Origin of the sequence: Flavisphingomonas formosensis (assembly GCF_009755815.1) — a bacterium.
Classification (GTDB): Bacteria; Pseudomonadota; Alphaproteobacteria; order Sphingomonadales; family Sphingomonadaceae; genus Flavisphingomonas; species Flavisphingomonas formosensis.
In genome coordinates this window covers 174,841-198,382 of the sequence record NZ_WRPK01000007.1, presented here as the reverse complement: position 1 = coordinate 198,382, position 23,542 = coordinate 174,841, and the positions used below count along the sequence as shown (strand labels likewise).

General features: G+C 66.5%; 27 protein-coding genes. 13 read left to right on the top strand and 14 right to left on the bottom strand.

Annotation, left to right across the window (positions count from 1 at the left end; translation table 11 throughout):
* Window positions 1-69: 69 nt before the first annotated feature.
* On the top strand, window positions 70-339 hold the full coding sequence (locus GQY20_RS19670; RefSeq protein ID WP_157218842.1) for a GlsB/YeaQ/YmgE family stress response membrane protein: 270 nt from the start codon (window positions 70-72) through the stop codon (window positions 337-339).
* A 1-nt stretch (window position 340) separates the two neighbouring features.
* Entirely contained in the window at window positions 341-640 is a 300-nt protein-coding gene (locus tag GQY20_RS19665; RefSeq protein ID WP_232476160.1) for a hypothetical protein, read from the top strand.
* Window positions 641-1,058: 418 nt separating this feature from the next.
* On the opposite strand, the gene GQY20_RS19660 is transcribed toward GQY20_RS19665, so the two are convergent.
* The 4 genes from GQY20_RS19660 to GQY20_RS19645 form a co-directional block, all read right to left on the bottom strand.
* Entirely contained in the window at window positions 1,059-1,859 is an 801-nt protein-coding gene (locus GQY20_RS19660; protein WP_157218841.1) for a hypothetical protein, read from the bottom strand.
* Entirely contained in the window at window positions 1,856-2,380 is a 525-nt protein-coding gene (locus tag GQY20_RS19655) for a hypothetical protein (protein ID WP_157218840.1), read from the bottom strand. The genes GQY20_RS19660 and GQY20_RS19655 overlap by 4 nt, the downstream gene beginning before the upstream one ends.
* A 145-nt stretch (window positions 2,381-2,525) precedes the next feature.
* Entirely contained in the window at window positions 2,526-4,505 is a 1,980-nt protein-coding gene (locus GQY20_RS19650; protein WP_198351070.1) for a putative bifunctional diguanylate cyclase/phosphodiesterase, read from the bottom strand.
* A gap of 280 nt (window positions 4,506-4,785) precedes the next feature.
* Window positions 4,786-5,022: a hypothetical protein gene (locus GQY20_RS19645; RefSeq protein WP_157218838.1), complete on the bottom strand. Its 237-nt coding sequence runs from the start codon at window positions 5,020-5,022 to the stop codon at window positions 4,786-4,788.
* A gap of 307 nt (window positions 5,023-5,329) precedes the next feature.
* Between GQY20_RS19645 and GQY20_RS19640 the strand changes: the two genes are divergently transcribed.
* The 6 genes from GQY20_RS19640 (at window position 5,330) to GQY20_RS19615 (ending at window position 9,627) form a co-directional block, all read left to right on the top strand.
* Entirely contained in the window at window positions 5,330-5,557 is a 228-nt protein-coding gene (locus GQY20_RS19640; RefSeq protein WP_157218837.1) for a hypothetical protein, read from the top strand.
* Window positions 5,554-5,691 (top strand): hypothetical protein, encoded by a 138-nt coding sequence (locus tag GQY20_RS19635; protein WP_157218836.1) that lies wholly within the window; start codon window positions 5,554-5,556, stop codon window positions 5,689-5,691. Before GQY20_RS19640 ends, GQY20_RS19635 begins: the two co-directional genes overlap by 4 nt.
* A 197-nt stretch (window positions 5,692-5,888) precedes the next feature.
* The gene (locus GQY20_RS19630; protein WP_157219013.1) at window positions 5,889-6,746 is read left to right on the top strand and encodes a DUF1186 domain-containing protein; all 858 of its coding nucleotides are present in this window, start codon (window positions 5,889-5,891) and stop codon (window positions 6,744-6,746) included.
* A 136-nt stretch (window positions 6,747-6,882) separates the two neighbouring features.
* Entirely contained in the window at window positions 6,883-7,710 is an 828-nt protein-coding gene (locus GQY20_RS19625; RefSeq protein ID WP_157218835.1) for a hypothetical protein, read from the top strand.
* Window positions 7,707-8,222 (top strand): DUF2846 domain-containing protein, encoded by a 516-nt coding sequence (locus GQY20_RS19620; protein ID WP_157218834.1) that lies wholly within the window; start codon window positions 7,707-7,709, stop codon window positions 8,220-8,222. Before GQY20_RS19625 ends, GQY20_RS19620 begins: the two co-directional genes overlap by 4 nt.
* A 106-nt stretch (window positions 8,223-8,328) precedes the next feature.
* A complete protein-coding gene (locus GQY20_RS19615) occupies window positions 8,329-9,627 on the top strand; it encodes a hypothetical protein (RefSeq protein ID WP_157218833.1) in 1,299 nt (432 codons plus the stop codon).
* A gap of 61 nt (window positions 9,628-9,688) precedes the next feature.
* Here the strand turns inward: GQY20_RS19615 and GQY20_RS19610 are convergent, their stop codons facing one another.
* From GQY20_RS19610 to GQY20_RS19600, 3 genes are all read right to left on the bottom strand, one after another.
* The gene (locus tag GQY20_RS19610; protein ID WP_157218832.1) at window positions 9,689-9,952 is read right to left on the bottom strand and encodes a hypothetical protein; all 264 of its coding nucleotides are present in this window, start codon (window positions 9,950-9,952) and stop codon (window positions 9,689-9,691) included.
* A 167-nt stretch (window positions 9,953-10,119) separates the two neighbouring features.
* Window positions 10,120-11,553: a cell envelope integrity protein CreD gene (creD, locus tag GQY20_RS19605; protein WP_157218831.1), complete on the bottom strand. Its 1,434-nt coding sequence runs from the start codon at window positions 11,551-11,553 to the stop codon at window positions 10,120-10,122.
* Between the two features lie 217 nt (window positions 11,554-11,770).
* Window positions 11,771-12,499, bottom strand: a complete 729-nt coding sequence (locus tag GQY20_RS19600) for an EF-hand domain-containing protein (RefSeq protein ID WP_157218830.1) — start codon at window positions 12,497-12,499, stop codon at window positions 11,771-11,773.
* Between the two features lie 209 nt (window positions 12,500-12,708).
* On the opposite strand from GQY20_RS19600, the gene GQY20_RS19595 reads away from it, so the two are divergent.
* Window positions 12,709-13,134, top strand: coding sequence for an OsmC family protein (locus tag GQY20_RS19595; RefSeq protein ID WP_157218829.1), 426 nt, complete (start codon window positions 12,709-12,711; stop codon window positions 13,132-13,134).
* 41 nt (window positions 13,135-13,175) lie between these two features.
* Here the strand turns inward: GQY20_RS19595 and GQY20_RS19590 are convergent, their stop codons facing one another.
* Window positions 13,176-14,189: a polyprenyl synthetase family protein gene (locus GQY20_RS19590; RefSeq protein ID WP_157218828.1), complete on the bottom strand. Its 1,014-nt coding sequence runs from the start codon at window positions 14,187-14,189 to the stop codon at window positions 13,176-13,178.
* 104 nt (window positions 14,190-14,293) lie between these two features.
* Here GQY20_RS19590 and GQY20_RS19585 point away from each other — a divergent pair, with 104 nt between their 5' ends.
* Window positions 14,294-14,578, top strand: a complete 285-nt coding sequence (locus GQY20_RS19585; protein ID WP_157218827.1) for a chorismate mutase — start codon at window positions 14,294-14,296, stop codon at window positions 14,576-14,578.
* A gap of 64 nt (window positions 14,579-14,642) precedes the next feature.
* Here GQY20_RS19585 and GQY20_RS19580 read toward each other — a convergent pair whose 3' ends face one another.
* Entirely contained in the window at window positions 14,643-14,816 is a 174-nt protein-coding gene (locus GQY20_RS19580) for a hypothetical protein (protein WP_198351069.1), read from the bottom strand.
* A 94-nt stretch (window positions 14,817-14,910) separates the two neighbouring features.
* Between GQY20_RS19580 and GQY20_RS19575 the strand changes: the two genes are divergently transcribed.
* Window positions 14,911-15,306, top strand: a complete 396-nt coding sequence (locus GQY20_RS19575) for a VOC family protein (protein WP_157218825.1) — start codon at window positions 14,911-14,913, stop codon at window positions 15,304-15,306.
* A gap of 227 nt (window positions 15,307-15,533) precedes the next feature.
* The gene (locus GQY20_RS19570) at window positions 15,534-16,397 is read left to right on the top strand and encodes an AraC family transcriptional regulator (protein ID WP_157218824.1); all 864 of its coding nucleotides are present in this window, start codon (window positions 15,534-15,536) and stop codon (window positions 16,395-16,397) included.
* A gap of 39 nt (window positions 16,398-16,436) precedes the next feature.
* On the opposite strand, the gene GQY20_RS19565 is transcribed toward GQY20_RS19570, so the two are convergent.
* The 4 genes from GQY20_RS19565 to GQY20_RS19550 form a co-directional block, all read right to left on the bottom strand.
* Window positions 16,437-17,528 carry an NAD(P)H-dependent amine dehydrogenase family protein gene (locus GQY20_RS19565; protein ID WP_157218823.1) on the bottom strand — a complete coding sequence of 364 codons (1,092 nt, stop codon included), beginning with the start codon at window positions 17,526-17,528 and terminating at the stop codon, window positions 16,437-16,439.
* Between the two features lie 273 nt (window positions 17,529-17,801).
* On the bottom strand, window positions 17,802-19,184 hold the full coding sequence (locus tag GQY20_RS19560; protein WP_157218822.1) for a sensor histidine kinase: 1,383 nt from the start codon (window positions 19,182-19,184) through the stop codon (window positions 17,802-17,804).
* Window positions 19,185-19,299: 115 nt separating this feature from the next.
* Complete coding sequence (locus tag GQY20_RS19555; RefSeq protein ID WP_157218821.1) at window positions 19,300-19,977, bottom strand: response regulator transcription factor; 678 nt, start codon at window positions 19,975-19,977, stop codon at window positions 19,300-19,302.
* A 91-nt stretch (window positions 19,978-20,068) separates the two neighbouring features.
* Entirely contained in the window at window positions 20,069-20,338 is a 270-nt protein-coding gene (locus tag GQY20_RS19550; RefSeq protein WP_157218820.1) for a hypothetical protein, read from the bottom strand.
* Window positions 20,339-20,528: 190 nt separating this feature from the next.
* Between GQY20_RS19550 and GQY20_RS19545 the strand changes: the two genes are divergently transcribed.
* Window positions 20,529-22,313: an ABC-F family ATP-binding cassette domain-containing protein gene (locus tag GQY20_RS19545; RefSeq protein ID WP_157218819.1), complete on the top strand. Its 1,785-nt coding sequence runs from the start codon at window positions 20,529-20,531 to the stop codon at window positions 22,311-22,313.
* Window positions 22,314-22,325: 12 nt separating this feature from the next.
* Here the strand turns inward: GQY20_RS19545 and GQY20_RS19540 are convergent, their stop codons facing one another.
* Complete coding sequence (locus GQY20_RS19540; RefSeq protein ID WP_157218818.1) at window positions 22,326-23,450, bottom strand: saccharopine dehydrogenase NADP-binding domain-containing protein; 1,125 nt, start codon at window positions 23,448-23,450, stop codon at window positions 22,326-22,328.
* Between the last annotated feature and the right edge of the window lie 92 nt (window positions 23,451-23,542).

Genomic DNA, 23,542 nt, shown 5'->3' with positions numbered 1-23,542 from the left:
GAGTAAACCCAACAGGAACCAATTCGCCTTCCGAACGTCTCCCACGCCATACAAGGATGGGAGAAAGAAATGGGACTGATACTTCTTCTTGTCATCGGCGGCGTTCTTGGCTGGCTTGCCAGCATGGTAATGCGCACGGATGCGCAACAGGGTCTCTTCTTGAACGTGGTCGTCGGCGTCGTCGGCTCCTTGCTTGCCGGCGTGTTGATCTCACCTCTTCTCGGGACACCCCCCATTACGAGCGGCGCGGTTACCGCCTCGACGCTTCTGGTCTCGTTCCTCGGCGCGCTTTTGCTCCTGGCGCTCGTGAACCTCGTCCGCCGCGGCGCGGTGCGCTGACATGGCGACGTATGAGCAGAAGAAGACCGGCAGCATCGGCGCCGGCATCATCGTCGCCGCAATCCTCATCCTGGCAGTGATAGCCGCCTTCGCTTTCGGACTGATCGATGTCGATCAGACGAAGAAGGCCGAACTGCCGGAAGTGAGCGTCCAGGGCGGACAGGCGCCCGCGTTCGACGTGAAGACCGCCGACGTCGACGTGGGCACCAAGACCGAGACTGTCGACGTTCCGAAGGTCGAAGTGAAGAGCAAGAAGACGGACGTCGAGGTCCCGACCGTGGACGTCAAAAAGGCCGACTGACCGCATATCGGTCCAACCATGCAGCGCGGCCGGCGTCTTCGCCGGCCGCGTTTTTTTGTCTGTGCCCCACGCATCTCTGGTCGCTGCCGGATCGCTGATCAAGGCGGACGTTTTCTGACGCCGCTGCTGGCGACCGAGAGTGGAGATGGCGATGCTCGCCGAGGTCGGCCTCGGCTATGTCAAGGTCGGCCAGCAGGGCATTACGGTGACACGTGCAAATGCACATAAATAGCAACCTACTCCTTGGAGACACGCTCTCCGTACGGCAAATATTTAGGAGTCTTGGCACGTGTCACTGTAACCCCTCATCTGAGATCCGCTTTCAGGAAACGCAAGTTTCAATGAACATCTTTATCGACTTACATAGGGTAATCACAGAAGCCATTCCGCCGTACTTCGGCCCGCAACCATGCAGCTTCTATTGCGGCAATGCTTCCTTCCCGCTTACTACGTCAATCACCCGACCGCCATCATAAGACAGCACGCCGGGGATGGCGGCAAGCCGACTGACCAGGACGGTATTGGTTTCCACGAACGGCCCGATCGCATGCAGTTTCGCCGGTACCACATGTGCCAGGTCCAGCCCAGCGGGCAGAACGTCGCCGGCCCGCGCGGGCCGCAGCCCGACGGCGAAAAGATTATAGTCCATGCTCGCGGTACGGCCGAGGCCGACTTCGCCGGCAAGCTCCGGAATGGGGGACGGCTCCGACGCCTTGCCGAAGAAGACCGTACCGAGATCCGTCACTGCGCCGGGCCGGACGCTGAATCCAACAGTGCCGTAGCAGAAGCAAGTGAACAGCCAGTTCTGATAACCCTGCCCGTAGAGCACATAATCACCCGGCGGAAGCTCGGCGAGGATGACGGCCAGCTTGCCACTGGTCGCGGCGGCCGGGCTGGGCCGCAAGGCGAAGAAGTTCGGCCGCCCCTCATAGTCGAACACGAAGGACTCATAGGGGCCCGCTTTCCGCCCCGCTTTTTCGAAGGCCGCCCGCTTGGCGACCTCATAGGTGCCGAGTTCCTCGCGCGAGGGAATGCGCAATATGTCGATCGTTAGCTTGTAAAGGCTGGTATCCAGCCGGGCCAGTACATAGCCCTTGTCCTGCGCCGGTACCGTCAACTCTCCCGCCGGAATCTGGCGTATCTCCGGTGGCGCCTTCGCCGCGAGCGGAGATGCCAGTGCCGCGAATACGCAGGCCAGGAGAGCGGCCGGCCATCTCATGGGTCGGCTCGCGGCGTCGGCGGCACGGGTCCCGCGGCGATCCTCGCCTGCAGGCGGATCGATCGCGCGGCATCGTCGCCGTTGAGCAGCTTCCACACCGTCTCCGATGTCCGATACCGGACGTAGCCGCGTGGCAGCATGCATCTGTACAGGCGAAGCTGCCGGACGCTGCGTTCGAGCGGCCCGGCGATGATCGCGCCGATCGCGGCACCGACCAGTCCATAGCTCCCGCCCGAATAAACGACCGGGCGCGTCGCATCGCCCTGTTGCCAGGGAATGAAGGAGGGTGCGGTCCGTTGGACGCCATGGGGCAGGAAGCGCCAGCAAAAGGACAGATCGGCCTCTGCCTGTTCCATGGTTACGCCCGGCTTGTGGAAGACGATATATTTGCGGTCATCGCCGAGTTCGTTCGCCGGAACCGCAAGGTCAGGCATGGCCTCCTCGGGTACCGGCGCGGCCGGCGCTTCCCCTTGCGCGGCTGCCTGCATCAGCCACACCGCCGCAATGATCGCCCCCGCCATGCCGCTCCCCTACGCAGCGTCAATCCGCGTGTCCACCGCCGATCGCACAGTGGGCATTACGGATTACTGTGACACGTGCCAAAATCACTCAATATGCGGAGCTCAAGTCGTCTTTGAAAGCAGTCAGCAAACGGCTTTGCTCCCCCTACCCCTTCGCACGCACCCGCCGCGCCACACCGCGCGCGGCCAGCTGCGGCATCGCCGTCTCTCGCGCCGTCGGCTCAGGCGCGTCGAGGCTTATCATCGCATCGTCGATCCGGAAGCTGGCGGCGGACACGGGCCGGCCCAGCACATAGCCTTGGCCGTAATCATAGCCCAGCCGCCGCACGAGGGCGAGCTGGCTGGCGGTTTCGATCCCCTCCACGACGCAGCGCAGGCGCAGATTGTCGCACAGCCCCTTGATCGCGGCGAGCACATCCTCGTCGCTCCCGTTGCCGCCGGACAGGAAGCTGCGATCCACCTTCACCTTGTCGATCGGCAGGCGGCGCAAATAGCTGAGGCTCGAATAGCCGGTGCCGAAATCGTCGAGCGCGATGGGGGATCCGGCCGCGCGCAGCCGGTCGATCCCGGCGACAGCCAGGTCGAAATCGCGCATCAGGGCGGTTTCGGTGAGCTCGAAGATGATGCGCCGCGGCGATACCCCTCTGCGCTGCATCTCGGCGATCAGATGATCGACGATCTCCTGCGATACGATATCGTGCGCCGAGAGATTGAACGACAGCCGGAGCTCCGGCGGCAGCGAGTGGAGAGCGTCGAGCGCCTTTCCGAACAGAAGCTGCGTCACCTTCTGCATCATGCCGAAGCGCTCGGCGGCGGCGATGAATTTGTCGGGCGGCACATCGCCCATCGCCGGGCTGCGCCAGCGCGCCAGCGCCTCCACGCTGCTGACCTGCATGGTCTGCAAATCCACGATCGGCTGCACATGGACGCAAAGCTCCGCGTCGAGGTCGGCCGCCTGCAGCGCCACCTCGATCGCACGCTCGGATCGGATCTTCGTCTCATGCTCGACCGAGAACAGCACGCAGCGCCCCCGCTTCTGCGATTTGGAGTGGTAAAGCGCATAGTCGCTGCGATCGAACAGGATATGCGCGGTGCCGCCCGCGTCCGGGAAGATGGCGAACCCGGCAGAACAGCCGATGGCCACCTGCATGTCGTCGAGCTTGTAGGGCCGGCTGACCAGCTCGCATAATTCCGTGCCGATCGCTTCGGCCTGGTCGCAGCCACCGAACAGGATCACGCCGAACTCGTCGCCGCCGAGCCGCGCCAGGAGCGCATCGGTGCTGGCGGCGGTGGTGAGCCTGCGCCCGACCTGCTCCAGCAGCCGGTCTCCGAACACATGCCCGTAAGTGTCGTTGATCGGCTTGAAGCGATCGAGATCGAGCACGCCGATGGCGAAGCGGCGCCCGCTGCGACGTGCGGCGGCGATCGCCTCCTCCAGCCGAGCGAAGAAGAACCGCCGGTTCGGCAGGCCGGTCAGGCTGTCCGTCATCGCCAGCCGGGCATTTTCGGCGCTGAGACGCTCGGTTTCCGCACCCTTGATCGCCATGTCGCGCTGCGAGCGCACGAGCTCTACGAAGCCCCTGAAGCTGTTCAGCAGCACGCGGATCATCACCAGCGAGACAAGGCCGATGTTGAGCGCGATCGCCTTCCACACCAGGCTGTGCTGCAGGAAATAATAAGTGATGAAAGGGCCAGTGACCATCACGCAGCTGAGCAGCGCCGCCTGCGGCAGGTGCATCAGGCAGAAGATGCAGGCGATCACCGTGATGGAGATATAGAGCGATACATGGCCCTGCTCATAAGGCCCGCCATAGGGCGCGAGGCTGAGCGACCAGAGCACCGCGCACAGCGAGAAGGCCCCCGCGAAGAAGATCGATCGCTTCAGCTGCGCGCGCGCACGCGTCACATCCAGCGGCGCGTTGCGCGGCAGGAGCCATTTCGCCACCCGAAACAGCGATACCGCGCAGAGCCCCGCTGGCACCACATAAGTGAGAAAAGGGGGCGCGAAGCCGCGATGGGTGAAGGCGACTGCGGCGGTGTTCACGATCAGCAGCGAATAAAGCAGCGGTATCTGCCGCGTGATCTCGCGATATTGCGCGAGGATCACTTCCGGCTCATTGCTCAACGAACAACGCTGAATTGCTTGCCGAATCAGCCGCATCGAACTTTACGCTCCGCTTCGATCAGACATCGACCGATAGTCGGACATAGCGGCAGTTAGTTATAATCCATTTAACCGGGGGGCCATCGCTCGTTCAGCTAAAGTGATATTTTCCGCATCGGAACCCGCTTGGGCGAGACTGGGACGGATGATCCTGTGCGACAGGAGGCGTCCGGGCGCGACTTGGATCACGGTGTCGGCGGGATCGAAGCGTTGTTCGTCGTCACGAACAAAACGTCCCCTCTCAGGAGGGCTGCGCAGCGTCGTTTCGGCCGATATCGGGCAGCCGCTCGGGATCGGCCGCCACCGGGCGACCGGTCGGCCGACGGCATGCCACAGGTGCGGGCACGAGGTGGGTGGCCATGGCATGGTCCAGAAACTCCACATAGCTTTTCAGCCGCTCGAATTCTTCGGTGAACCCATCCGTCTGCGCACCACAATGCGGCGCAGGCGCGGTGGGCCGGGAAGATGCGTCCGTCATGGCAAGCTCCAATCCTCTGCGAGAGCCCTTTGCCCCGCTCGCCTTTCCCCTCGCTTCGGGGACCACGCTTGCCATGTGGTGCGCCAACCTCACCAAAACCAGTAGCAGTGCGCGGCATCGGCCCGATCGATAAATAAAAATGAACATTATGTTTGAAATATCATCGCGGACCGCTCCCTTAAAATAAGGCGGTTCGATTTAATTCGCCCTGGGTCGATCGATCTGTTAGAAGCGAATGCATCACCGGAAATTTAGCACATTCTCGTGACAGGCGGCGATTTTGCCTCCGCGCATCGAGGCTTGTCTGATGGACATCAATTATCTGCTGGCTCGTCAGCAAATCTCCCTGATGAATGCTGCCGTCGCGCAGAACATGTGCGCCCGGCGCGCGCATACGGACCTCGCGGCGGCTTATGGCGCGGCGCTTTCCAGCCTCGGCTTTCCGGTCACGCGCAACGCCGCAGGGCAGCCCGGCATCCACAAGCCCGGGAAGATCGCCGACCTGGCCATCGCGGCCGGCGGGATGGCGCGATGACGGCCTTAATCGTCATCGCGGGCATATATGGCGCGGTCGCCCTGATTTGCGCCGCCTTCGCCGGGCTTTTCCTCTTGTCGCCGCGGCTGCGGCATCGGTGGCTGGTCGCCGAGGACGCGCCCACGCATCCGTGATCATGCGCGGCCGCCGCCCGCATCGCGTTCTCGCCGGCATCGCTCCGTATCGGAACGTCCCTTGGCGACCGCCGCCTGCACGCCGCTCACTGCCGGATCGGCCCCGGCCGCAGAATGAAGCTGGCCTCCGCCTGCAATGGGCGTCAATCAGCGTGAATCGATGCGGGTGAAGAGCGGGATAGCATGGACAAGGCGGAATTCGACGCCTTCTCTCGGCGGCCGGGAACGACGTCGACAGCGGCCCGATAGAAGCCCATCTCCACGCTCTCGCGACCGAGCGGGAGCTTCCAACCACCTCGCTCGCCATCTGCACCGCGCGGATCGAGGAGTCGGCGCCCGCCTTACGCGCCCTTCTTTCCAAAGCCGCCATCGGCCTGCCCCTGACCGAGGAGGAGGACCGGCTGTTCTTCCGTGGCCTCTTCATTCTCGGCGCGGGCCGCGATAGCGCGTCCTGCCGGCCGCTCCTGCGCCTGCTGTGCCGCCCCACGGATGAGGTCGAGGCGCTGCTCGGCGATTTCATCACCGCGACGCTGCCGCGCATGCTCGTCGGCGTCTATGATGGCGATTTCGACGCCCTGCGCGCGCTCATCCAGGATCGGCGGGTCGACGAATTCGTGCGGGGCTCGGTGCTCGGCGCCGCCACCTTCCTCACCTGGGAAGGACGCATCGATCGCGATGCCATGCGCCGCTTTCTGGTACGCTTCGACGATGAGCGCTTCGCGGACGATTGGGATCGTGCCTGGGTCAGCTGGCTCGATGCGATCGCCATGCTCGGCCTACGCGATCTGGCGCCGCGCGTCCATGCCGCCTGGGATGCGGATCGGATCGCGCCGAACATGCTGGCCCGCAGCGACTTCGAAGACATGCTGGCCGAGGCCGAACGCGCTCCCGACGATCCCGCGCGGCTCGAACAGCACCACCTCGCCTATATCGAAGACGTGGTCGAGGCGATGGATTGGGTATCGGACTCAGGTCCAACCCGGGAAAAGATTGCTGGAGGGTGGCCGGTGTGCAATTCGCCGGGGCAACAGATCCACTTTGGTCGAAATATTTGAAGGCGACGCTCCAAGGCAAATCGGAGTTCCAGGGACAGCCATCAAATTCAACGAATCGGCGCAGAAGACGCATCCGCGACAACCGATAGACCGTCCCCGAACAGCCGTGGCCGAACGAGATCCTCATGCGACGGCCGTGAAGCTCGGCACATGGATGCCCCCAATTCCGCATCGATTTTTGAGCATCCACCGTGAGGAAATGTTGCACCTCCCACCGCAGCATAGTAACCGCTCCATGGGGAACGGGGGCGTTATCGAAATGGGGGCAATCTTTACGGGCCTTTTGGCCGGCTGGCTTGCGGCTGCGTCGGCTCAGTCGAATGAGTCATCTGTTCCCGCCGAGGCCGTACGGGCGATCCCCGCACCCGCCGCGCCCGCCGTGCCGCCCGGCGGATGCTGCGCCCTTCCCGCGCTGACACCCGTTCGCGTGGAGATGCTCGCCACGCTGAACTCCAATATCAGCAAGATCGGCGAACATTTTGCGATTCGCTTAGCGGCGCCGATCGATCTTCCGGACGGCACCCAAATCCCGGCAGGCATCATCGGCTCGGGCGACGTCGTCCAGGCAGCCAAATCGGGTTTTGCCGGAAAACCGGGAGAGCTCATCGTTGCGGCCCGCTACCTCGACTATCAGGGCATTCGCATTCCGCTGCGTAGTCTCACCTTCAACGCCGCGCCCACTTCGGGTCAAACCGGCAAGGATCGCACGGACACGGCAGCGACCGTCGTCATTGCCGTCGGCCTCGTCGGGATGTTCGTCAGTGGCGGCCAGGTGAACATTCCCGCCGGGACGATAGGTTTCGCCAAGACGTCAGCGGTTGTGACGGTGCCTTCTCCCGGCGCCACGCAGCCGGCCATTCCCGCGGCGGTCCCATCATCGGCGTCTGTACCCACCGCACCAACGACCACCACGGTCACCGCGGCGGCACCAACACTTAGCGAGAAAGGAAGCTCTCACCCATGATCGTTCATAAGTCGGCAATCGTTGCAGCATTTGGGCTGGCCTGCGCCATGGCGGGTGGAACCGCGCTCGCGGAACCCGCCACCGACAGCGCGCCCGCAGCCGGCGCTCCGGTAGTGATCCCGCCGCCGCCGGCGGGCATGAGCCAGGTGGTCTTCTTCCGTCCGAGCGCGATGGGCATGGCGATCAGCTGCAATATCCGTGAAAACGGCAAGATGCTCGGCACCACCAACAACGGCCGTTACTGGGTGCTGACGACGACGCCCGGCGCCCATAAATTCACAACCAAGTCCGAAGCGACCGACGAGTTGAACATGGAGGCGGAAGCCGACGAGACCAGCTATGTCAAATGCAAGATCGGCATGGGCATCGTGGCGGGCCGCCCCAACCTCTCGCCCTCGACCAAGGAAGAGTTTGACGGCAAGTCCGCCAAGATGAAGCCGTCCGATCCGGAAAAGATGGCCAAGACGATCGCGGAAGACGACGCGAAGCGGGCAGCTCCCGCCGCGCAGTAATGGATCTGGGGATGGCTGGCAAAGGCCAGTCATCCCTTGCCGAAACCCGGACTCAGGGATCTCGTCTACTTCCGGCAATCCCTCCACCCATGCCAGCCTGGCTGTCATGACCGACTACAGCCCCGCCCTGATCCCCGTCGCCCGCACGCTTGCCGCGCGCGGCGCACTCGACAAGGATCTCGCCACCGCCTTCGGCGTGTCCTTCACGACCATCCGCGCCTGGAAGCAGCAGCATCCCGACTTCGCCGCCGCCTGCCGCCTGTCTCCCGAAGCGGCCGACGCAGCGGTCGAACGCGCGCTGTTCCGACTGGCCACCGGTCATGACCGCGAGACCGAGCAGCTCGCCCTGAAGGACGGCGAACTGATCCGCACCACCGTCACCGAACATGTCCCGCCCAACGACAAGGCCGCCGCCTTCTGGCTGCGCATCCGCCGCCCCGACCGCTGGGCCGCGCCGATGGTGATCCGACGAGCCGGACCCGACGATCTCACGCCTACCGAAGAGACGCTGCGCGAGATCGAGCATGTCGCCTATGAGGCCTGGTGCGCCGCGGTCGACGGCGAACCGGAGATGGCGGGCGACGCGGACACGCTCGCCCGCATCGACGCGCTCGCTCCCGCGACTGCGCCTGCCGACGACACCGATCCGCTCCAGATCCTCGAAACGCCCGCCCCATACCCGTCATCCCAGCGCAAGCTGGGATCGCTCTCCGCAGGCGACCGGTCTGCGGTTGAAACCGATCCCAGCTTGCGCTGGGATGACGCAGAACAGGAAAGCGATACCCTCCCTCATCGCATACACCCCCCTCTGCCCGATCCGATCACCGCGCCGTTCGTCGAACCCATCCACGCCGATCCGCCCGCACCCGCAGCGCGCTACGACCCCGCCTTCGTGCCCTTGGCCCGCGCGCTCGCCGGACAAGGCGCGCTCGACCGCGATCTCGCCCATGCCTTCGGCGTCACCACCACCACCATCCGCCAGTGGACGCTCCGCCACGCCGCCTTCGGCCAAGCCGTGCGCCTTCCCAAAGACGTCGCAGACGATGCCGTCGAAGCCGCCCTCCTCGCCCGCGCCACCGGCTACAGCCATGTCCGCGAGAAACTCCTGCGGAACGACGATGGCGACATCATCCGCACCCGGACCCGCGTCGAGCAGCCGCCCTCGCTCACGGCCATCCTCTTCTGGCTCTCCCGCTGTCCCGACCACCGCTGGTCGCTGAACGCCCGCCCCGATCTCGATCCGGACGAAGCCGCCGCCCTCATCGCCGAGACCCGCGAACGCGTCGCCGACTATGATCTCCACCGCCGCCATTGGCGCACCCATGGCTGCGCCCCGCCCGGCCGCGACGAACCCGAGCCGCCCGAGTGGCTATGGGATGAGGAAGGCTGGGATGATGCGGCATGACGCAGCCATAGCGATTCCTGCGGACGCCGCATCCGCGCGGCGAACGCCCGCAGCGAGCCGGTCAGTCGCGCCCGGCCGAAGCCATCAGCCGCGCCGGCCGCTTCTTCGCCGCCACCAGGCTCATCGCGGGCTGGCGATCGATCCGGGCGATCAGCGCATCCAGCTGATATTGCGCGATGCGCTCGCGCAGCGCCGCTTCCTGCTTCTGCAGGGCGGCGAGCTGCTGCTTGCTGCTGGCGAGCCCTTCATCCTGCGCCTGCGCGGCCGTTGCGCACAGCGCAGCCGTGAAGGCGAGCGCCACCCCCTTCGAAAACGAAGTCGTCATTTCAGTCCTTGCCCCTCGAGAACGGCCCCCGCGGCCTCTCCGTCGCGGCCGCTGTAGGTCGAAGGTGTTGAAACTAAGGTTAACGTCGCTTTGACATTATTTTCGTTCCGATCGGGGGCGTCGTTCCTGCTCGCGGATCGATCCGCCGAACGACGCCCCCGGCGATGTCATGCCATCCCGTCCCGCTTGCGCACGCTCGTCCAGTCGACATTGCGGGTCGCGTACATGACCCCGGCCAGCACCAGGAAGAGCAGCACCGATCCGATCAGCAGCGACCAGGCCTCCAGGTTGAGCAGCACGAACAGCAGCGCATAGAGCCCGACCAGCAGCGCGCCGATATAGCGCCCGCGCCTCCAGCTCTTCAGCACCGCAGCGCTGTAGGCCGAGAGCAGCCCGATGATCGCACCCGCCGCCAGCGCATAGGCCGCGCTGAAGCCGATCACCTCGGAAAAGCCGAGCAGCATCACGAAGAACAGCACCAGCCCCGCGCCCGTCAGCAGATATTCCGCCGCCGCCACCCGCGCCCCGCCGACCACGTCGAACAGCAGGAAGGTGAGGAAGGTGAAGCCGATGAACAGGAAGCCGTATTTCACCGAGCGGTTGACCTTGGCATAGAGGTTCACCGGCTCGACCAGCCCGACGATCACCGCGCGCGACGATCCATCGACCACGTCCACCGCGCCGCCGGAGGCGACATCGGCGGACGACGCCTTGGCAGCCCGCACCTCGAGCGCCGCCGAACTGTCCTCATAGGTCGGCGGCCCCGGATCCTCCGTCCCCACCGGCGCCTGCCCGAGCGCCAGCTTGTCCACCGCATAATGGGCCGCGAAGCCGCTATCGGAAACCGTTCGGCTCTCGGGCAGGAAGGCGCCCCCGAAGCTCGGATTGGTCCAGGCCGAGGAGATGTCCCACACCGTCCGCCCGCCGCGCGGGACGAGGCTGATCGACCGGCTGCCGCGCAGGCCGAAGCCATAGTCGATCGTCAGATTGCCTTCGCCCGTCCACGGCAGGAAGGCGAAGAAGCCGTTGCCGCCGGTGGCGCCCAGCCCCTTGCCCGGCTGCACCGCGAGCGGCCGGCCATTGGCGGCGAGCCGCCCGCCGCCGGTCAGCCCGCGCGCGTCGGACGCGCCCATGCGCAGCTCCGCCCGGTCCCACAGCAGCCGCTCGCGCGTCACGCCGAAGCGCGGCAGGTCCGCCGGCAGCGCGAACACCGCCCGCCCCTGCACCCGCGCCTCGTAGAGCACGCTGCGATAGATCGACTTGCGCCGCTCCTCGGGCGCGACCCGCGTCGTCACCCGATTGTCGACCGGCGAGATATAGAGATATTTCTCGACCTCGACGCTACGCGAAACCGTCTGGCCGTTGGTCTGCTCGGTCTGCACCTCGGTGGTGCGGAACGGCACGACCACCACCGGCCCGGCCACCACCTGCGGGCCGCCCCAGCCGGCGTTGATCGCGTCCTGCGCCGTCTGTGACTGGCTCTGCCGATCCCAGACCAGCGCGTAGACCAGCAGCAGCGGCACCACCAGCGCCAGCGCGACGAGCCCCACGAACAAGAGCTTGATCCCCGGCGAACGCTCCTTGCGTCCCTGTTCGGCCATGCGCCTCTCCTCTTCTCTGCCCGCGGCGCGTCCCGATCCGCCACGGATCGGCGCACGCTATCACGGTTCGCCGCAGGGTGAACGGCCTGCCGATGCTGCCGATCGGGAGTGCAGCGGCGCTGCGCGCGGCGTCTGCATCGAATGGAGAGAGGGTGCAGACACGGTGCACCCGCCGCGCCGGGCGGAGCGGCTCAAGCCGCTTGTCGGCGGGTCCGCGCTACCGCGATCCGCCCCGCGCCATCTTGAGGATGTCGGCGCGCAGCAGCACGCCCTGATGGTCCATGTCCAGCGCTCCGAACCGTTTGACCGCCGCCCGGTCGAACTCCTGCGCGCTCACGCCGCGGTTGAAGTCCGCATCGGCCGCCGTCACCGGCTCCGGCAGGTCGAGCAGCCCGAAGCGCGCGGCACCCTGCCTGGCCGGCTCCTTCGGGCCGCGATTGCCGTCCTGCGCGCCGCCATCGGGCGGTCCTTCTCCACCGCCCATGCCGCGATGCCCCATGCCACCGCCGCCCATGCCGCTGCCACCGCGATGTCCGCCGCCCATGCCCCGGCCTCCGCCACCCCGGCCCATGCCGCCTCCGGCGATGCCGCCACCCGTGCGGATTTCGGGCGCGACGCGGGTTTCGTAATGGTCGATCTCGTCGGGATCGATCTCTCCGTCGTGATTGAGATCGAGCATCGCGAAGAAGCGCCTGGCGTCGGCCTGGAACTCGGCAAGGGTCAGCCGCCCGTCATGATCGGCGTCGGCCGCATCGAACCACGCGGCGCGCGGATCGCCGTCGGCGACGCGGAACGGCTCGCCCATCGGGCTGATGAACAGCCGTCCGCCGATATGCCGGCCCCCCGGTCCGCCGGGGCCGAAGCCGTGCGGGCGGCCGCGCCCATGCGGTGGCCCGGCGCATCCCGCGAGCGCAAGCGCCACCATCGCCACCGTCATCGTCCGCATCCGCCGTCTCCCAAGCAATCCGGACGGGCTAGACGGCGCAGCTTGCCCGGATGTTTCGCCGCGTTTCAGCGCCGCAACGTTCCGTGCGAACGTCGAATATCCGGAGATATGGCCTGCACAGTGTCACGGCGAGTGCCTATCTTCCGCGCGGTCGGGCCACCGCCCGATCATGATCGGCCACTTCCGTTCAGACCTCAGGAGAAGACAGCATGACGACACGGACCGCGACCGCCCGGTACGAAGGGCTCGGCAAGGACGGCAAGGGCAGCATCTCGACCCAGTCAGGCGTGCTCAAGGATCAGTTCTACGCCTTCAACACGCGCTTCGGCGAGGACCCCGGCACCAATCCCGAAGAGCTCATCGCCGCCGCCCATGCCGGCTGCTTCACCATGGCGCTGAGCTTCGCCCTCGCCCGCGCCGGCTTCACCGACGGCACGCTCGAGACCAAGGCGGCCGTGAAGCTGGAGCAGAGCGACGGCGGCTTCACCATCACCCGCTCGGACCTGACGCTCACCGCCTCCGTGCCCGGCATCGATGCCGGGAAATTCGCCGAGATCGCCGCCGAAGCGAAAGCCGGCTGCCCGGTCTCCAAGCTGCTCAAGGCCGAGATCAGCCTGACCCACACGCTGAGCTGAGCCAGCCGCCTGTCTCCCTCTCCCTCACGGGAGAGGGAATTTCAGTAAGCCCGCGCGATCGCGAACTCGACGGCCTCGACCAGAGCCGCCTTGGCAACGCCCGAGGGAAAGCGGCCCAGCGCATCGATCGCGCGCTGCCCATAGGTGCGCGCCCGGCCCAGCGTATCTTCGATCGCGCCGGTCGCACGGAGCAGCCGGTTCGCGTGGGACAGATCTTCGTCGGAGACGCGCCGCCCCTCCATCGCATCCTTCCAGAACTGGCGGTCGGCGTCGTTGCCCCGCGCATGCGCCAGGATCACCGGCAGGGTCACCTTGCCGTCGCGGAAATCGTCGCCGGCATCCTTGCCCATCGTCGCGCCATCCGAGGCATAGTCGATCGCGTCGTCGATCAGCTGGAAGGCGATGCCGAGGTTGCGGCCATAGGCGTCCAGCGCCTCCTCGACCGCATTGTCCCGCTCCGCCACCACCGCGGCGATGCGGCAGGCGGCGGCGAAGAGCGCGGCAGTCTTGGCGTGGATGATCTCGAGATAGCGCTCCTCGGGCGTGTCGATCTGCCCCTGCGCGGTAAGCTGGTTCACCTCGCCCTCGGCGATCACTGCAGACGCGTTGGCCAGGATGCGCAGCGCCCGGATCGAGCCGTCCTCGACCATCAGCTCGAAGGCGCGGCTGAACAGGAAGTCGCCGACCAGCACGCTCGCCGAATTGCCCCAGATGATGTTCGCGGTGCGCCGGCCCCGCCGCAGCCCGGAGCCGTCGACCACGTCGTCGTGCAGCAGCGTGGCCGTGTGGATGAACTCGACCGCGGCGGCCAGCTTGTGGTGGCGCGTGCCGGCATAGTCGAGCAGCCGCGCGCAGGCGAGCGTGAGCATCGGGCGCATCCGCTTGCCGCCGCCGGCGATCAGATGGCCGGCCAGCTCCGGGATCAGCGCGATCTCGCTCTGCATGCGCGAGAGGATCACCTGGTTGACATGGTTGAGATCGGCGGCGACCAGATTGGTCATCGGCGTAAGCGAGGGCGCGGCGGTGCGGCCGAGGCTATGGACTGTTGCGCTCATGCGCCTGCCCTCTGGCGCGCGGCGCGCGCAAAGGCAAGCGCGCGGGCTTGCCTGATCGCTCCTTCCCCGCGAAAAGGCGGCGGCGCGACGCATGGGAGACGAGAGTGAGCGACGAAACGCTGGCGGGCTATCGGGAAAGCATCGACAATATCGATGCGGCGCTGGTCTTCATGCTGGCCGAACGATTCAAGATCACCCAGGCGGTCGGCCGCTTCAAGGCCGAAAACGGCCTGCCGCCCGCCGATCCCGGCCGCGAGGAGCGGCAGATCGCCCGGCTGCGCTCGCTGGCCAAATCCGCCAATCTGGATCCGGATTTCTCCGAGAAATTCCTGCGCTTCGTCATCGACGAGGTGATCCGCCACCATGAGCGGGTGCGCGTCGAGAGCTGAGCGCCGGACGCAGGTCCGGCCCGGACGACGCTGCGTCCGAGCCGGCATCCCTGTCAGCGGGAACTCACCGCCAATGCTGAGTGCGGCAGATGCGCACGCGATGATGGTGATGCCATTCCCAATGGCAGACACGCTTCACATGCGGATTGTGGTGCGGGCGTGCGGCCGCCGGCGCGGCGAGCAGCGTGGCGGCGGCGCAGGCCGCGGAAATCGCACCGATGATCTTGGAAACGGTCATTATGAACACCCTCCTGCTTGTCAGACCACCAGCAGGATGCGCGATTGTCGCGATCGTTCCGTGAATTAAGGTTCATCCGGAATAGGAGAGAGGGATGGCCGCGACGCTTCGCCCGATGCTGATGTTCGAAGGCCGTGCCGAAGAAGCGATGACCTTCTACATCTCGCTCTTCGCCGATGGCGCGATCGAGGATGTCGTGCGCTACGGGCCGGACGGGCCTGGAACGGAGGGCTCGGTGATGCGAGCGCGCTTCACCGTCGCCGGCCAGTCGCTGCTGTGCATCGACAGTTCGGTGCACCATGCATTCGGCTTCACGCCCGCGCTCTCGCTGTTCGTCGATTGCGACTCGGCGCCGCAGTTCGAGGATCTTGTCGCCTCGCTCGGCGAGGGCGGCACGATGCTGATGCCGGTCGGCGATTATGGCTTCAGCAGGCGCTTCGCCTGGCTCAACGATCGCTTCGGCGTCTCCTGGCAGATCAACCTGCCCTGAGCGTGCATTTGGCAATGCGCGAAAGAGCGCATTCCCGAAGCGACTCCGAATCGCGCTCGCCGCATCGAACCCTATCCGGGTACCGGGTTTCAGCCGGCGAACGGTGAAGGCCTGTGCCTTTTGGAGTGACGGCCAGCGTCGCGGCGGGTTGACGCCTTCGCCGCACGACCGCAGTCTTCCGCACGGATGAGGCCGCCGCAAGAGCGGCCGAATGGGAGGACGAGGACATGGCCCTGATGGACGGATATCGCGCCATCGCCCGTATCGTGGCGCCCACCGCCTCGCTCGAGCTACGCGACAATCAGGTCTCCCGCAACGACGCGCTCGCCGCCACCAGCGCCAACTATGTGATCGGCGCGGCGCTGACCGCCATCCCCGATCCGTCGGAAGGCCGGTACGAGGTCGGATCGCGCGAACGCTTCTCGAAGATCGGCCGGATCGTCTTCGTGCCTGCCAACGTGCCGTGGCAGGTGCGCACCGGCGGCGGCCGTTTCCGCACCATCACCGCCGAATTCGCGCCCGAGCGCTTCCACGCCGTCACCGGCCTATCCGGCGGCTGGAGCGAGCGCGAGCTGCGCAGCTTCCACGACATTCACAGCCCGCGGCTGCAGGAGGTGCTGCAGCATATGTATCAGGAGGCGGTGGCGCCGGGCTTCGCCAGCGAGTTGCTGACCGACTCCATCGCCATCTCGCTGCTCGTCGAGCTGGCCCGTCACGTGCGCAGCACGGACGAAGATCGCAGCTATGCCGGCCGGCTCGAAGGCTGGCAGATGCGCCGCGTCACCGACCTGCTCTTCGCCGCACCCGCCCAGGCGACCACGGTCGCGGCGCTGGCGAAGGCCTGCGAGATGAGCGAGCGCACCTTCGTGCGCCGTTTCAAGGCGACGACCGGCCAGGGCATCGGCTCCTATGTGCGTGACAGCAAGATCGCCCGCGCCCGCCAGTTCCTGCTCGACGGCAAGCGGGGCATCAAGGAAATCGCCTACGAAACCGGCTTTTCGGACGCGAGCAGCTTCTCCTTCGCCTTCCGCCGCGCCACCGGCCTCACGCCGAAGCAGTTCCGCCGGAGTGCGGGTATGCGCGAAGCGTAACCTTCCTCTCCCGCTTTGCGGGAGGGGGAGAAGGACGGCTCACCGCGCAGTGTAGCGCCCCGCCATGAGCGGCAGATTGCCATAATGTTTGATCCCCGGCGTCGTCTCGGCGCAGAGATAGGGGATGGCGTGGAGCACGTTCATCGCCGTGATGATGAACGAATGATCCGTGGTCTTGCGCTCGTTGGGCACGCCGGGCCTGAAATGATCGGCCTGCTCGAAGGTCAGCCGCATCGATGGGTCGCCGTCGATCGTCACGCGCCACTGGGTGGAGTTGGACAGCGCGTCATAGTTGAACCATTCGGCGCCGAGATCATAGGTGCAGATCCAGTTCAGCCGCACGATGATCCGTGCCTCGCCGCCTTTCATCCCCTTGAAATGGGCGCGCACGCCGCCGATCGTGCCGGGCGGGATCTTCACCGCGGGGATCTCGCCGCCGCCGGGCGAGACAAAATATTGGATGTCATGCTCGATGCCGTCGAGTTCCAGCTTCAGCGCGTCGGCGGTGAGCGCGATCGTCTGGTTGAAGAATTTCGGCATCATCTCGTCGAAATGCGGATGCGGATTGTTCGTCGCCTCCTCGACCGTCTTGCCGATGCCGAGCATCTCGCCGATTAGCTCGCCGGATTCGTCGATGTCGTGGAAGTCGGCGAACTCCTCGACGGTGATCCGGTCCACCCGCCGCGCCAGGTTGGACAGGGTGATCGGCGCGACGCACTCGACATAGCCGGGGCTGAGCCCGCCGCCGAACACGCACGCATTGCCCTTGGCGCAGGCCGCCTCCAGCCGCGCCACCACCTCCTCGCCGAGATATTTCGGATAGACGAGGCCCGAGGTCAGCGCGACATGCTTGCCCGATTCCAGCAGCGGACAGACCATGTCGAGGTCGGGCCACAACCCCATGAACGATACCGCATCGGCGTCGATCTTCAGTATCTCCTCCAGCGAGTCGGTGGCGATGATGCCGAGCGGCGCGATGCCGGCGATCTCGCCCGCATCCTTGCCCACTTTCTCCTTGTTCCAGACCAGAAGGCCGGCGAGCTCCATCTCGGGATGATCCGCCAGCGCCCGGATCACCGCCTTGCCGGTCATGCCCGAGGCATATTGGATGACGCGCAGCTTCTTCGGCATCGTCCCACTCCCGCGGATAGTCCGCCCGATCGGCGGCCTATCTCGAATCAGGAGTGTAGGAGCCGGGATGCGGCCGGGCAGCATCCCGTGGGTTTTGATGCGAGCGGAAAGGGTTTTGACCTCTTCATCCTCCCCCGCAGGGAGAGGGGGTCCGTTCGCGAAGCGAATGGTGGAGGGGTTCCGGCCTGCATGAGGCGATGCGCATGAGGTGAGCGGAACCGCTCCACCATGCTGTGCATGGTCCCCCTCCCCGTTCCGGGGAGGATGAAGAGGTCAGCCTGCCGCGACCGCAGGCAGCCGCAACCGGGCGAGCAAGCCGCCGAGATCCTCGCTCTCCTCGAGGCCGACCGTGCCGCCGTAAATCTCCGCCACGTCGCGTACGATGGCGAGGCCGAGGCCGGTGCCGGGCTTGCCGGTATCGAGCCGCGCGCCGCGCTCGAAGATCGCCTCGCGCTTCGCCTCGGGAATGCCGCGCCCGTCATCCTCCACCATGATCTCGACGAAGCCCGCCTGGCGGGAGACGGTGACGAACACCCGGCCGCCGCCATATTTCGCGGCATTCTCGATAAGGTTGCCGAGCATCTCGTCGAGATCCTGGCGTTCGACATGCACCTCGGCATCGCGCACGCCGTCGAGGTCTATCGTCACATTGGGATAGAGCCGGCCCACCGCCCGCTCCACCGCGGCGAGCGAGTCCCAGACCTGCGCCCGGCTCTGCGCATTGCCGCGGCGGCCGACCGCGCGGGCGCGGGCGAGATGATGGTCGACCTGACGACGCATCGTCGTCGCCTCGCGGATCACCGTGGCGGACAGATCGTCGCTCTGCGCGGTCGCCTCGTTCATGATCACGGTCAGCGGAGTCTTCAGCGCATGCGCGAGATTGCCGGCGTGGCGCCGCGCTTCCTCCGCCTGCTTGTCGTTATGGGCCAGGAGATCGTTCAGCTCCTGCACCATCGGCGCGATTTCCGAGGGCAGCTTCACCTCTACCCGGCTCGCCTCGCCCGAGCGCACGGCAGCGATCGCCCGGCGCACCTTGTGCAGCGGCCATAGGCCGAAGACCACCTGCAGCGCCGCCATGATGATGAGGCCGAGCCCCAATATGGCGAAGGAGCGGACCAGCGTCCGGCGCAGCGTGGCGATCTGCTCGTCCAGGCCTTCGCGGCTCTGCGCGACCTGGAAACGCCACATCACGTTGGATCCGGGCAGGGTCGCGTCCCGCTCCAGCACACGCAGCGATTCGTTCGAGAATTCCTTGCTGTCGTAGGAATGGGTGTCGATATCGTGATGGCCGCCCTTCACCAGCAGCGCGCGATCCCACAGCGATCGCGAGCGGAAGGGATCGTGGCCCATGCCCGAGACCTGCCAGTAGAGGCCGGAATAAGGCTCCAGGAAACGCTGGTCGCCCAGTGGCCGGTTGAACCGCACCTCGCTGTCCGGCCCGATCTCGGCCGAGGCGATCATGGCGGTGAGCACATATTGGAGCTGCGCGTCGAAATTGCGCGTCACGGCGTTGCTGAGCACCCGATCCAGCGCGACGCCGCCGCCCAGCAGCAGGATGAAGATCCACAGCGCCGCGACGCCGATCATGCGCCGCGTCAGCGAGCCGGTGGTGCGCGGCGCCGATGCCCCCTGGGCCAGGCCGGGTTCGTCCGCCATCGATCAGCCGCGCATCGCGATCAGCAAGTCCGCCCGCCGGCCGCTTCCTGCCCGTCCACGCCGCTCCGCCCCGGCGCGCGCGACGGCTGAATCGGATGGAAGGCCGGCCGCGGCATCAAGCCGTCTCTCGGGCGTCGGGATCTTCCAGGCTGTAGCCGAGACCGCGGATCGTGGTGATCACGTCCTGGCCCAGCTTCTTGCGGATGCGCGTGACGAACACTTCGATCGTGTTGGAATCGCGGTCGAAGTCCTGATCGTAGATATGCTCGATCAGCTCGGTGCGGCTGACCACCTTGCCCTTGTGATGGAGCAGGTAGCTCAGCAGCTTATATTCCTGCGCGGTGAGCTTCACCGGCTCGCCGGCCAGCGTCACCTTGCCCGAACGCGTGTCGAGCCGCACGTCGCCCGCGATCAGTTCCGACGAGGCATTACCCGAGGCCCGGCGGATCAGCGCGCGGAGCCGCGCGATCAGCTCCTCGGTCTGGAACGGCTTGGCGAGGTAATCGTCTGCGCCGGCATCGAGCCCGGCCACCTTGTCGGACCAGCTGTCCCGTGCGGTCAGCACCAGGACCGGCATGTCCCGGCCTTCCTTGCGCCAGCGGTCGAGCACGGTGAGTCCGTCGATCTCGGGCAGGCCGAGATCCAGGATCACCGCGTCATATTGCTCGGTCGCGCCCAGAAAATGGCCGTCCTCGCCATCGGTGGCGAGATCGATCGCATAGCCGGCCCCTTCCAGTGTCGCGCGCAGCTGCCGGCCCAGATTAGGCTCATCTTCGACGATAAGTACGCGCATCCTCGATCTCCATTACGGCACGGCTCGCGGCCGGATACGCCAATTATCACGGATTTGGCCAGACGGGAGAGCCCGAACGATTCGGGGATAGTTATTGGCCTGAACGGCCGATGATCGCGCCGGTGCGCCCGTCCACGTCCACCCAGATGACGGAACCGCCGCGCATGAACTTGAGACGATAGGTGGAGGAGCCCGCATCGAATTCAGGGCCCAGATAGGATGCGCCGGCCATGCGCGGCATCACGCCGCGCTCGATCTCGCGCAGCGGACGAATCGATCCCGCGCGGCGGGCATCATAGGCAGCGTCCTGGTCCGGTGCGCGGCGGCCGCCATAGCCGGGGGGCGGCGGCGGACGATCCATGCCTCCGTCCTCGGGACCGCCCGGCCCATGCGGACCCGGCCGAGCCGGCGCGCTCGACGCGACGCAGGCCAGCAAGATGGCAAGGCTGGGCAGAATTGCTTTCATACTCGACATGACGCTGTCGCATAGCGATATGGCCTTGAACAGGCCGTGAATAGGCCGCTCTCCTTATCCTTCAGACTGTTGCATCATGTCCGCACCTGCGCTTGCTTTTGAAGATCTCGGCGTCGTCCAGGGCGCCGGCTGGTTATTCCGGCACCTCAATCTCTATGTCCAGCCGCGCGACCGGCTGGCGCTGATCGGGCGCAACGGCGCCGGCAAGACGACGCTGCTGAAGCTGCTCGCCGGCCGAATCGAGCCTGACGAGGGCCGCCGGACGATCGTGCCCGGCACGCGCGTCGTGCTGCTGGAGCAGGAGCCGTCGCTGGCCGGCCACGCGACGCTGCGCGATTACGCGCTCGCCGGGCCCGACGCGCCGGCGGCGCACGCGGTGGAGGCGATCGCCGACCAGATCGGCATCGACCTCGGCCGCGAAGCCGCCACCGCATCCGGCGGCGAGCGGCGCCGCGCCGCGATCGCCCGCGCCCTCGCGCAGGAGCCCGATGTGCTGCTGCTCGACGAGCCGACCAACCATCTCGACATCGCCGCGATCGACTGGCTGGAGCAGTGGCTCGGTCGCTACACCGGCGCCTTCGTCGTGATCAGCCACGACCGCACTTTCCTGACCCGCCTCACCCGGCAGACTTTGTGGCTCGACCGCGGCTCGATCCGCCGTGCCGAAGTGGGCTTCGGCGGCTTCGAGGCCTGGACCGAGAAGGTCTATGAGGAGGAGGCCCGCGCCGCCCAGCGGCTGGATGCGCGGCTGAAGATCGAGGAGCATTGGCTGCAGCGCGGCGTCACCGGACGGCGGCGGCGCAACCAGGGCCGCCTCGCCCAGCTGAAGGAGATGCGCGCGCAGCGCGCGGCGATGCTGGGACCACAGGGCACGTCCAACCTGACGATCGGCACCGACGACGCGCGCTCCAAGGTGGTGATCGACGCCGAGCATGTCACCAAGCGCTTCGGCGATCGCGCCATCATCAAGGATTTCACCTTCCGTGTGACGCGCGGGGACCGGATCGGCGTCGTCGGCGCCAATGGCGCGGGCAAGACCACGCTGCTCAAGCTGCTGACCGGCGAATTGCAGCCGGACGAGGGCAAGGTGAAGCTGGCCAAGACGCTGGACGGGGTGATCATCGACCAGCAGCGCCGGCTGATGGCGCCCGAGAAGCGCGTGCGGGACATACTGGCCGACGGCGGGGACTGGATCGAGGTGCTGGGCGAGAAGAAGCACGTCCACGGCTATCTCAAGGAATTCCTGTTCGATCCGTCGATCGCCGAGGCGCGCGTCGCCACCCTGTCCGGCGGCGAGCGTTCGCGCCTCCTGCTGGCGCGCGAATTCGCCCGCCGCTCGAACCTCCTGGTACTGGACGAGCCGACCAACGATCTCGACCTCGAGACGCTCGACCTGCTGCAGGAAGTGATCGCCGATTATGACGGCACGGTGCTGATCGTCAGCCATGATCGCGACTTCCTGGACCGGACCGTGACGGTGACGCTCGGGCTCGACGGATCGGGCAAGATCGACATCGTCGCCGGCGGCTATGAGGATTGGGAACGACAGCGGCAGCCGGCGCGCGCGCCGAACCAGCGCCCTTCTGCTCCCAAAGCAGATGCGCCACCGGCGGCGGCCAAGGCGAAGACCAAGCTCAGCTACAAGGATCAGCGCGACCTCGATCTGCTTCCCGCCGCGATCGAGAAGCTGGAGGCCGAGATCGCCCGAGACGAAGCCGCGCTGGCCGATCCCGATCTCTATGCCAGCAATCCGGGCCGGTTCGACGCGCTGATGAAGGCGGTCGAAGCCGCGCGCGCGAAGAAGGACGAGGCCGAGCTGCGCTGGCTGGAGCTGGCGGAAATGGCGGAAGGGCTGGGTTAGGCGTTTCCGGCGCTATCGCTGGCGAAGGGATCGGATCGGCTCTTCCACTATCTCCGTCGTGATCGCGCGATCGGCAAAAAGCGGCGCGAACTGATCGAGCGCCAGCAGGGTTGCGGCATGGCCGGCACCGGAGAGTAGCCGCCCTTCCACGATCATTTCGGCAAGCAGCTCCGCAGCCATGGTCGGGATCTCCGGGCCATCGCCGCGATCGGCGACCAACGTCCAGCGCCTGCGGACGGCCCGCCCCTCCACCCAGCCGTCCACGGTCACGGCCATGGCCGACCGGTCCCCGCCCCAGCCTGCGGTGAGCCCATGCAAACGCCGCATATGGGGCGCCAGCGGCGCGATCGAGGAGAGCAGACGCCAGCGGACCGGCCAGCTCAGCAGCCACAGGCCGATCGTCTGGAAGGCGAATTCCGGCCCGGCACGAAAGACCGTCCTTGGCTCACCAGGCAGCATCGCCGGCACGATAGCGTGATCAGGCACCTCGGCGAGCGCGACCCAGCGGGTGAACAGCGTCTTCCCGCGCAGCGCGAAGGCCTGCCGCCGCAAGCTCTGCCAGCCATAGGCCGTCTCCCATTCCGCACCGCTCCACAGCCGGACGGGCTGGCCCACATAGCTGAGGATCGCCGTGGCGACCGACAGCCCCGCCGTCGCGCGGTTCGATGCGCTGATCACGCTTTCGACATCGGACACGCGCGCCATGTCCGCCGCCAGCGACCGGGCCACCGCACCGGACAGCGCAGGCACGCTGGACGCTCCCGAAATCACGGCGACCCCGGCCGCGCGCGCCGCGGCGTCGAAGCCGGCGATGCCGCCGACGAAATCCCGCCCGTCGGCGAGATCGAGATAGGGGACGCCCGTGTCGATGCAGGCCTGCACCACCTGATAGCCGCTCGCCTGGAACGGCCCCGCCGCATCGATCAGCAGATCGGGGCGGAGGCCGGCGAGCTGCTGTGCGACGTTGCCGTTGCGGTTCATCGCCACGGGCGTCGCGCCGGGGACCGACCGGCAATATTCGGCAGCCGCATCCCCCCTACGCCCGGCGACCAGCACTGCATGTCCTCGTGCCGCCAGCCGGCGAGAAAGGCGCGCGCCGAACCCGCCATAGCCGCCGAGAACCAGGATCCGGCTCATTCACCTCTCCCTGCGGAGGAAGACACCGACCGGCCACGCGCGGTTCCGCCGGGGCACCGGCAGGCTCGGACAATATTTCGCTGCACTGCGAT

Bases quoted from the DNA above. Each gene is read 5' to 3' on its own strand.
- GQY20_RS19565 (WP_157218823.1), bottom strand. From the start codon at position 17,528: ATGCCGAAGAAGCTGCGCGTCATCCAATATGCCTCGGGCATGACCGGC.
- GQY20_RS19615 (WP_157218833.1), top strand. From the start codon at position 8,329: ATGACCGACTACAGCCCCGCCCTGATCCCCGTCGCCCGCACGCTTGCC.
- GQY20_RS19660 (WP_157218841.1), bottom strand. From the start codon at position 1,859: ATGAGATGGCCGGCCGCTCTCCTGGCCTGCGTATTCGCGGCACTGGCA.
- GQY20_RS19540 (WP_157218818.1), bottom strand. From the start codon at position 23,450: ATGAGCCGGATCCTGGTTCTCGGCGGCTATGGCGGGTTCGGCGCGCGC.
- GQY20_RS19640 (WP_157218837.1), top strand. From the start codon at position 5,330: ATGGACATCAATTATCTGCTGGCTCGTCAGCAAATCTCCCTGATGAAT.
- GQY20_RS19655 (WP_157218840.1), bottom strand. From the start codon at position 2,380: ATGGCGGGGGCGATCATTGCGGCGGTGTGGCTGATGCAGGCAGCCGCG.
- creD (WP_157218831.1), bottom strand. From the start codon at position 11,553: ATGGCCGAACAGGGACGCAAGGAGCGTTCGCCGGGGATCAAGCTCTTG.
- GQY20_RS19600 (WP_157218830.1), bottom strand. From the start codon at position 12,499: ATGCGGACGATGACGGTGGCGATGGTGGCGCTTGCGCTCGCGGGATGC.
- GQY20_RS19580 (WP_198351069.1), bottom strand. From the start codon at position 14,816: ATGACCGTTTCCAAGATCATCGGTGCGATTTCCGCGGCCTGCGCCGCC.
- GQY20_RS19665 (WP_232476160.1), top strand. From the start codon at position 341: ATGGCGACGTATGAGCAGAAGAAGACCGGCAGCATCGGCGCCGGCATC.
- GQY20_RS19595 (WP_157218829.1), top strand. From the start codon at position 12,709: ATGACGACACGGACCGCGACCGCCCGGTACGAAGGGCTCGGCAAGGAC.
- GQY20_RS19570 (WP_157218824.1), top strand. From the start codon at position 15,534: ATGGCCCTGATGGACGGATATCGCGCCATCGCCCGTATCGTGGCGCCC.
- GQY20_RS19545 (WP_157218819.1), top strand. From the start codon at position 20,529: ATGTCCGCACCTGCGCTTGCTTTTGAAGATCTCGGCGTCGTCCAGGGC.
- GQY20_RS19550 (WP_157218820.1), bottom strand. From the start codon at position 20,338: ATGGATCGTCCGCCGCCGCCCCCCGGCTATGGCGGCCGCCGCGCACCG.
- GQY20_RS19620 (WP_157218834.1), top strand. From the start codon at position 7,707: ATGATCGTTCATAAGTCGGCAATCGTTGCAGCATTTGGGCTGGCCTGC.
- GQY20_RS19575 (WP_157218825.1), top strand. From the start codon at position 14,911: ATGGCCGCGACGCTTCGCCCGATGCTGATGTTCGAAGGCCGTGCCGAA.
- GQY20_RS19560 (WP_157218822.1), bottom strand. From the start codon at position 19,184: ATGGCGGACGAACCCGGCCTGGCCCAGGGGGCATCGGCGCCGCGCACC.
- GQY20_RS19635 (WP_157218836.1), top strand. From the start codon at position 5,554: ATGACGGCCTTAATCGTCATCGCGGGCATATATGGCGCGGTCGCCCTG.
- GQY20_RS19610 (WP_157218832.1), bottom strand. From the start codon at position 9,952: ATGACGACTTCGTTTTCGAAGGGGGTGGCGCTCGCCTTCACGGCTGCG.
- GQY20_RS19645 (WP_157218838.1), bottom strand. From the start codon at position 5,022: ATGACGGACGCATCTTCCCGGCCCACCGCGCCTGCGCCGCATTGTGGT.
- GQY20_RS19670 (WP_157218842.1), top strand. From the start codon at position 70: ATGGGACTGATACTTCTTCTTGTCATCGGCGGCGTTCTTGGCTGGCTT.
- GQY20_RS19590 (WP_157218828.1), bottom strand. From the start codon at position 14,189: ATGAGCGCAACAGTCCATAGCCTCGGCCGCACCGCCGCGCCCTCGCTT.
- GQY20_RS19555 (WP_157218821.1), bottom strand. From the start codon at position 19,977: ATGCGCGTACTTATCGTCGAAGATGAGCCTAATCTGGGCCGGCAGCTG.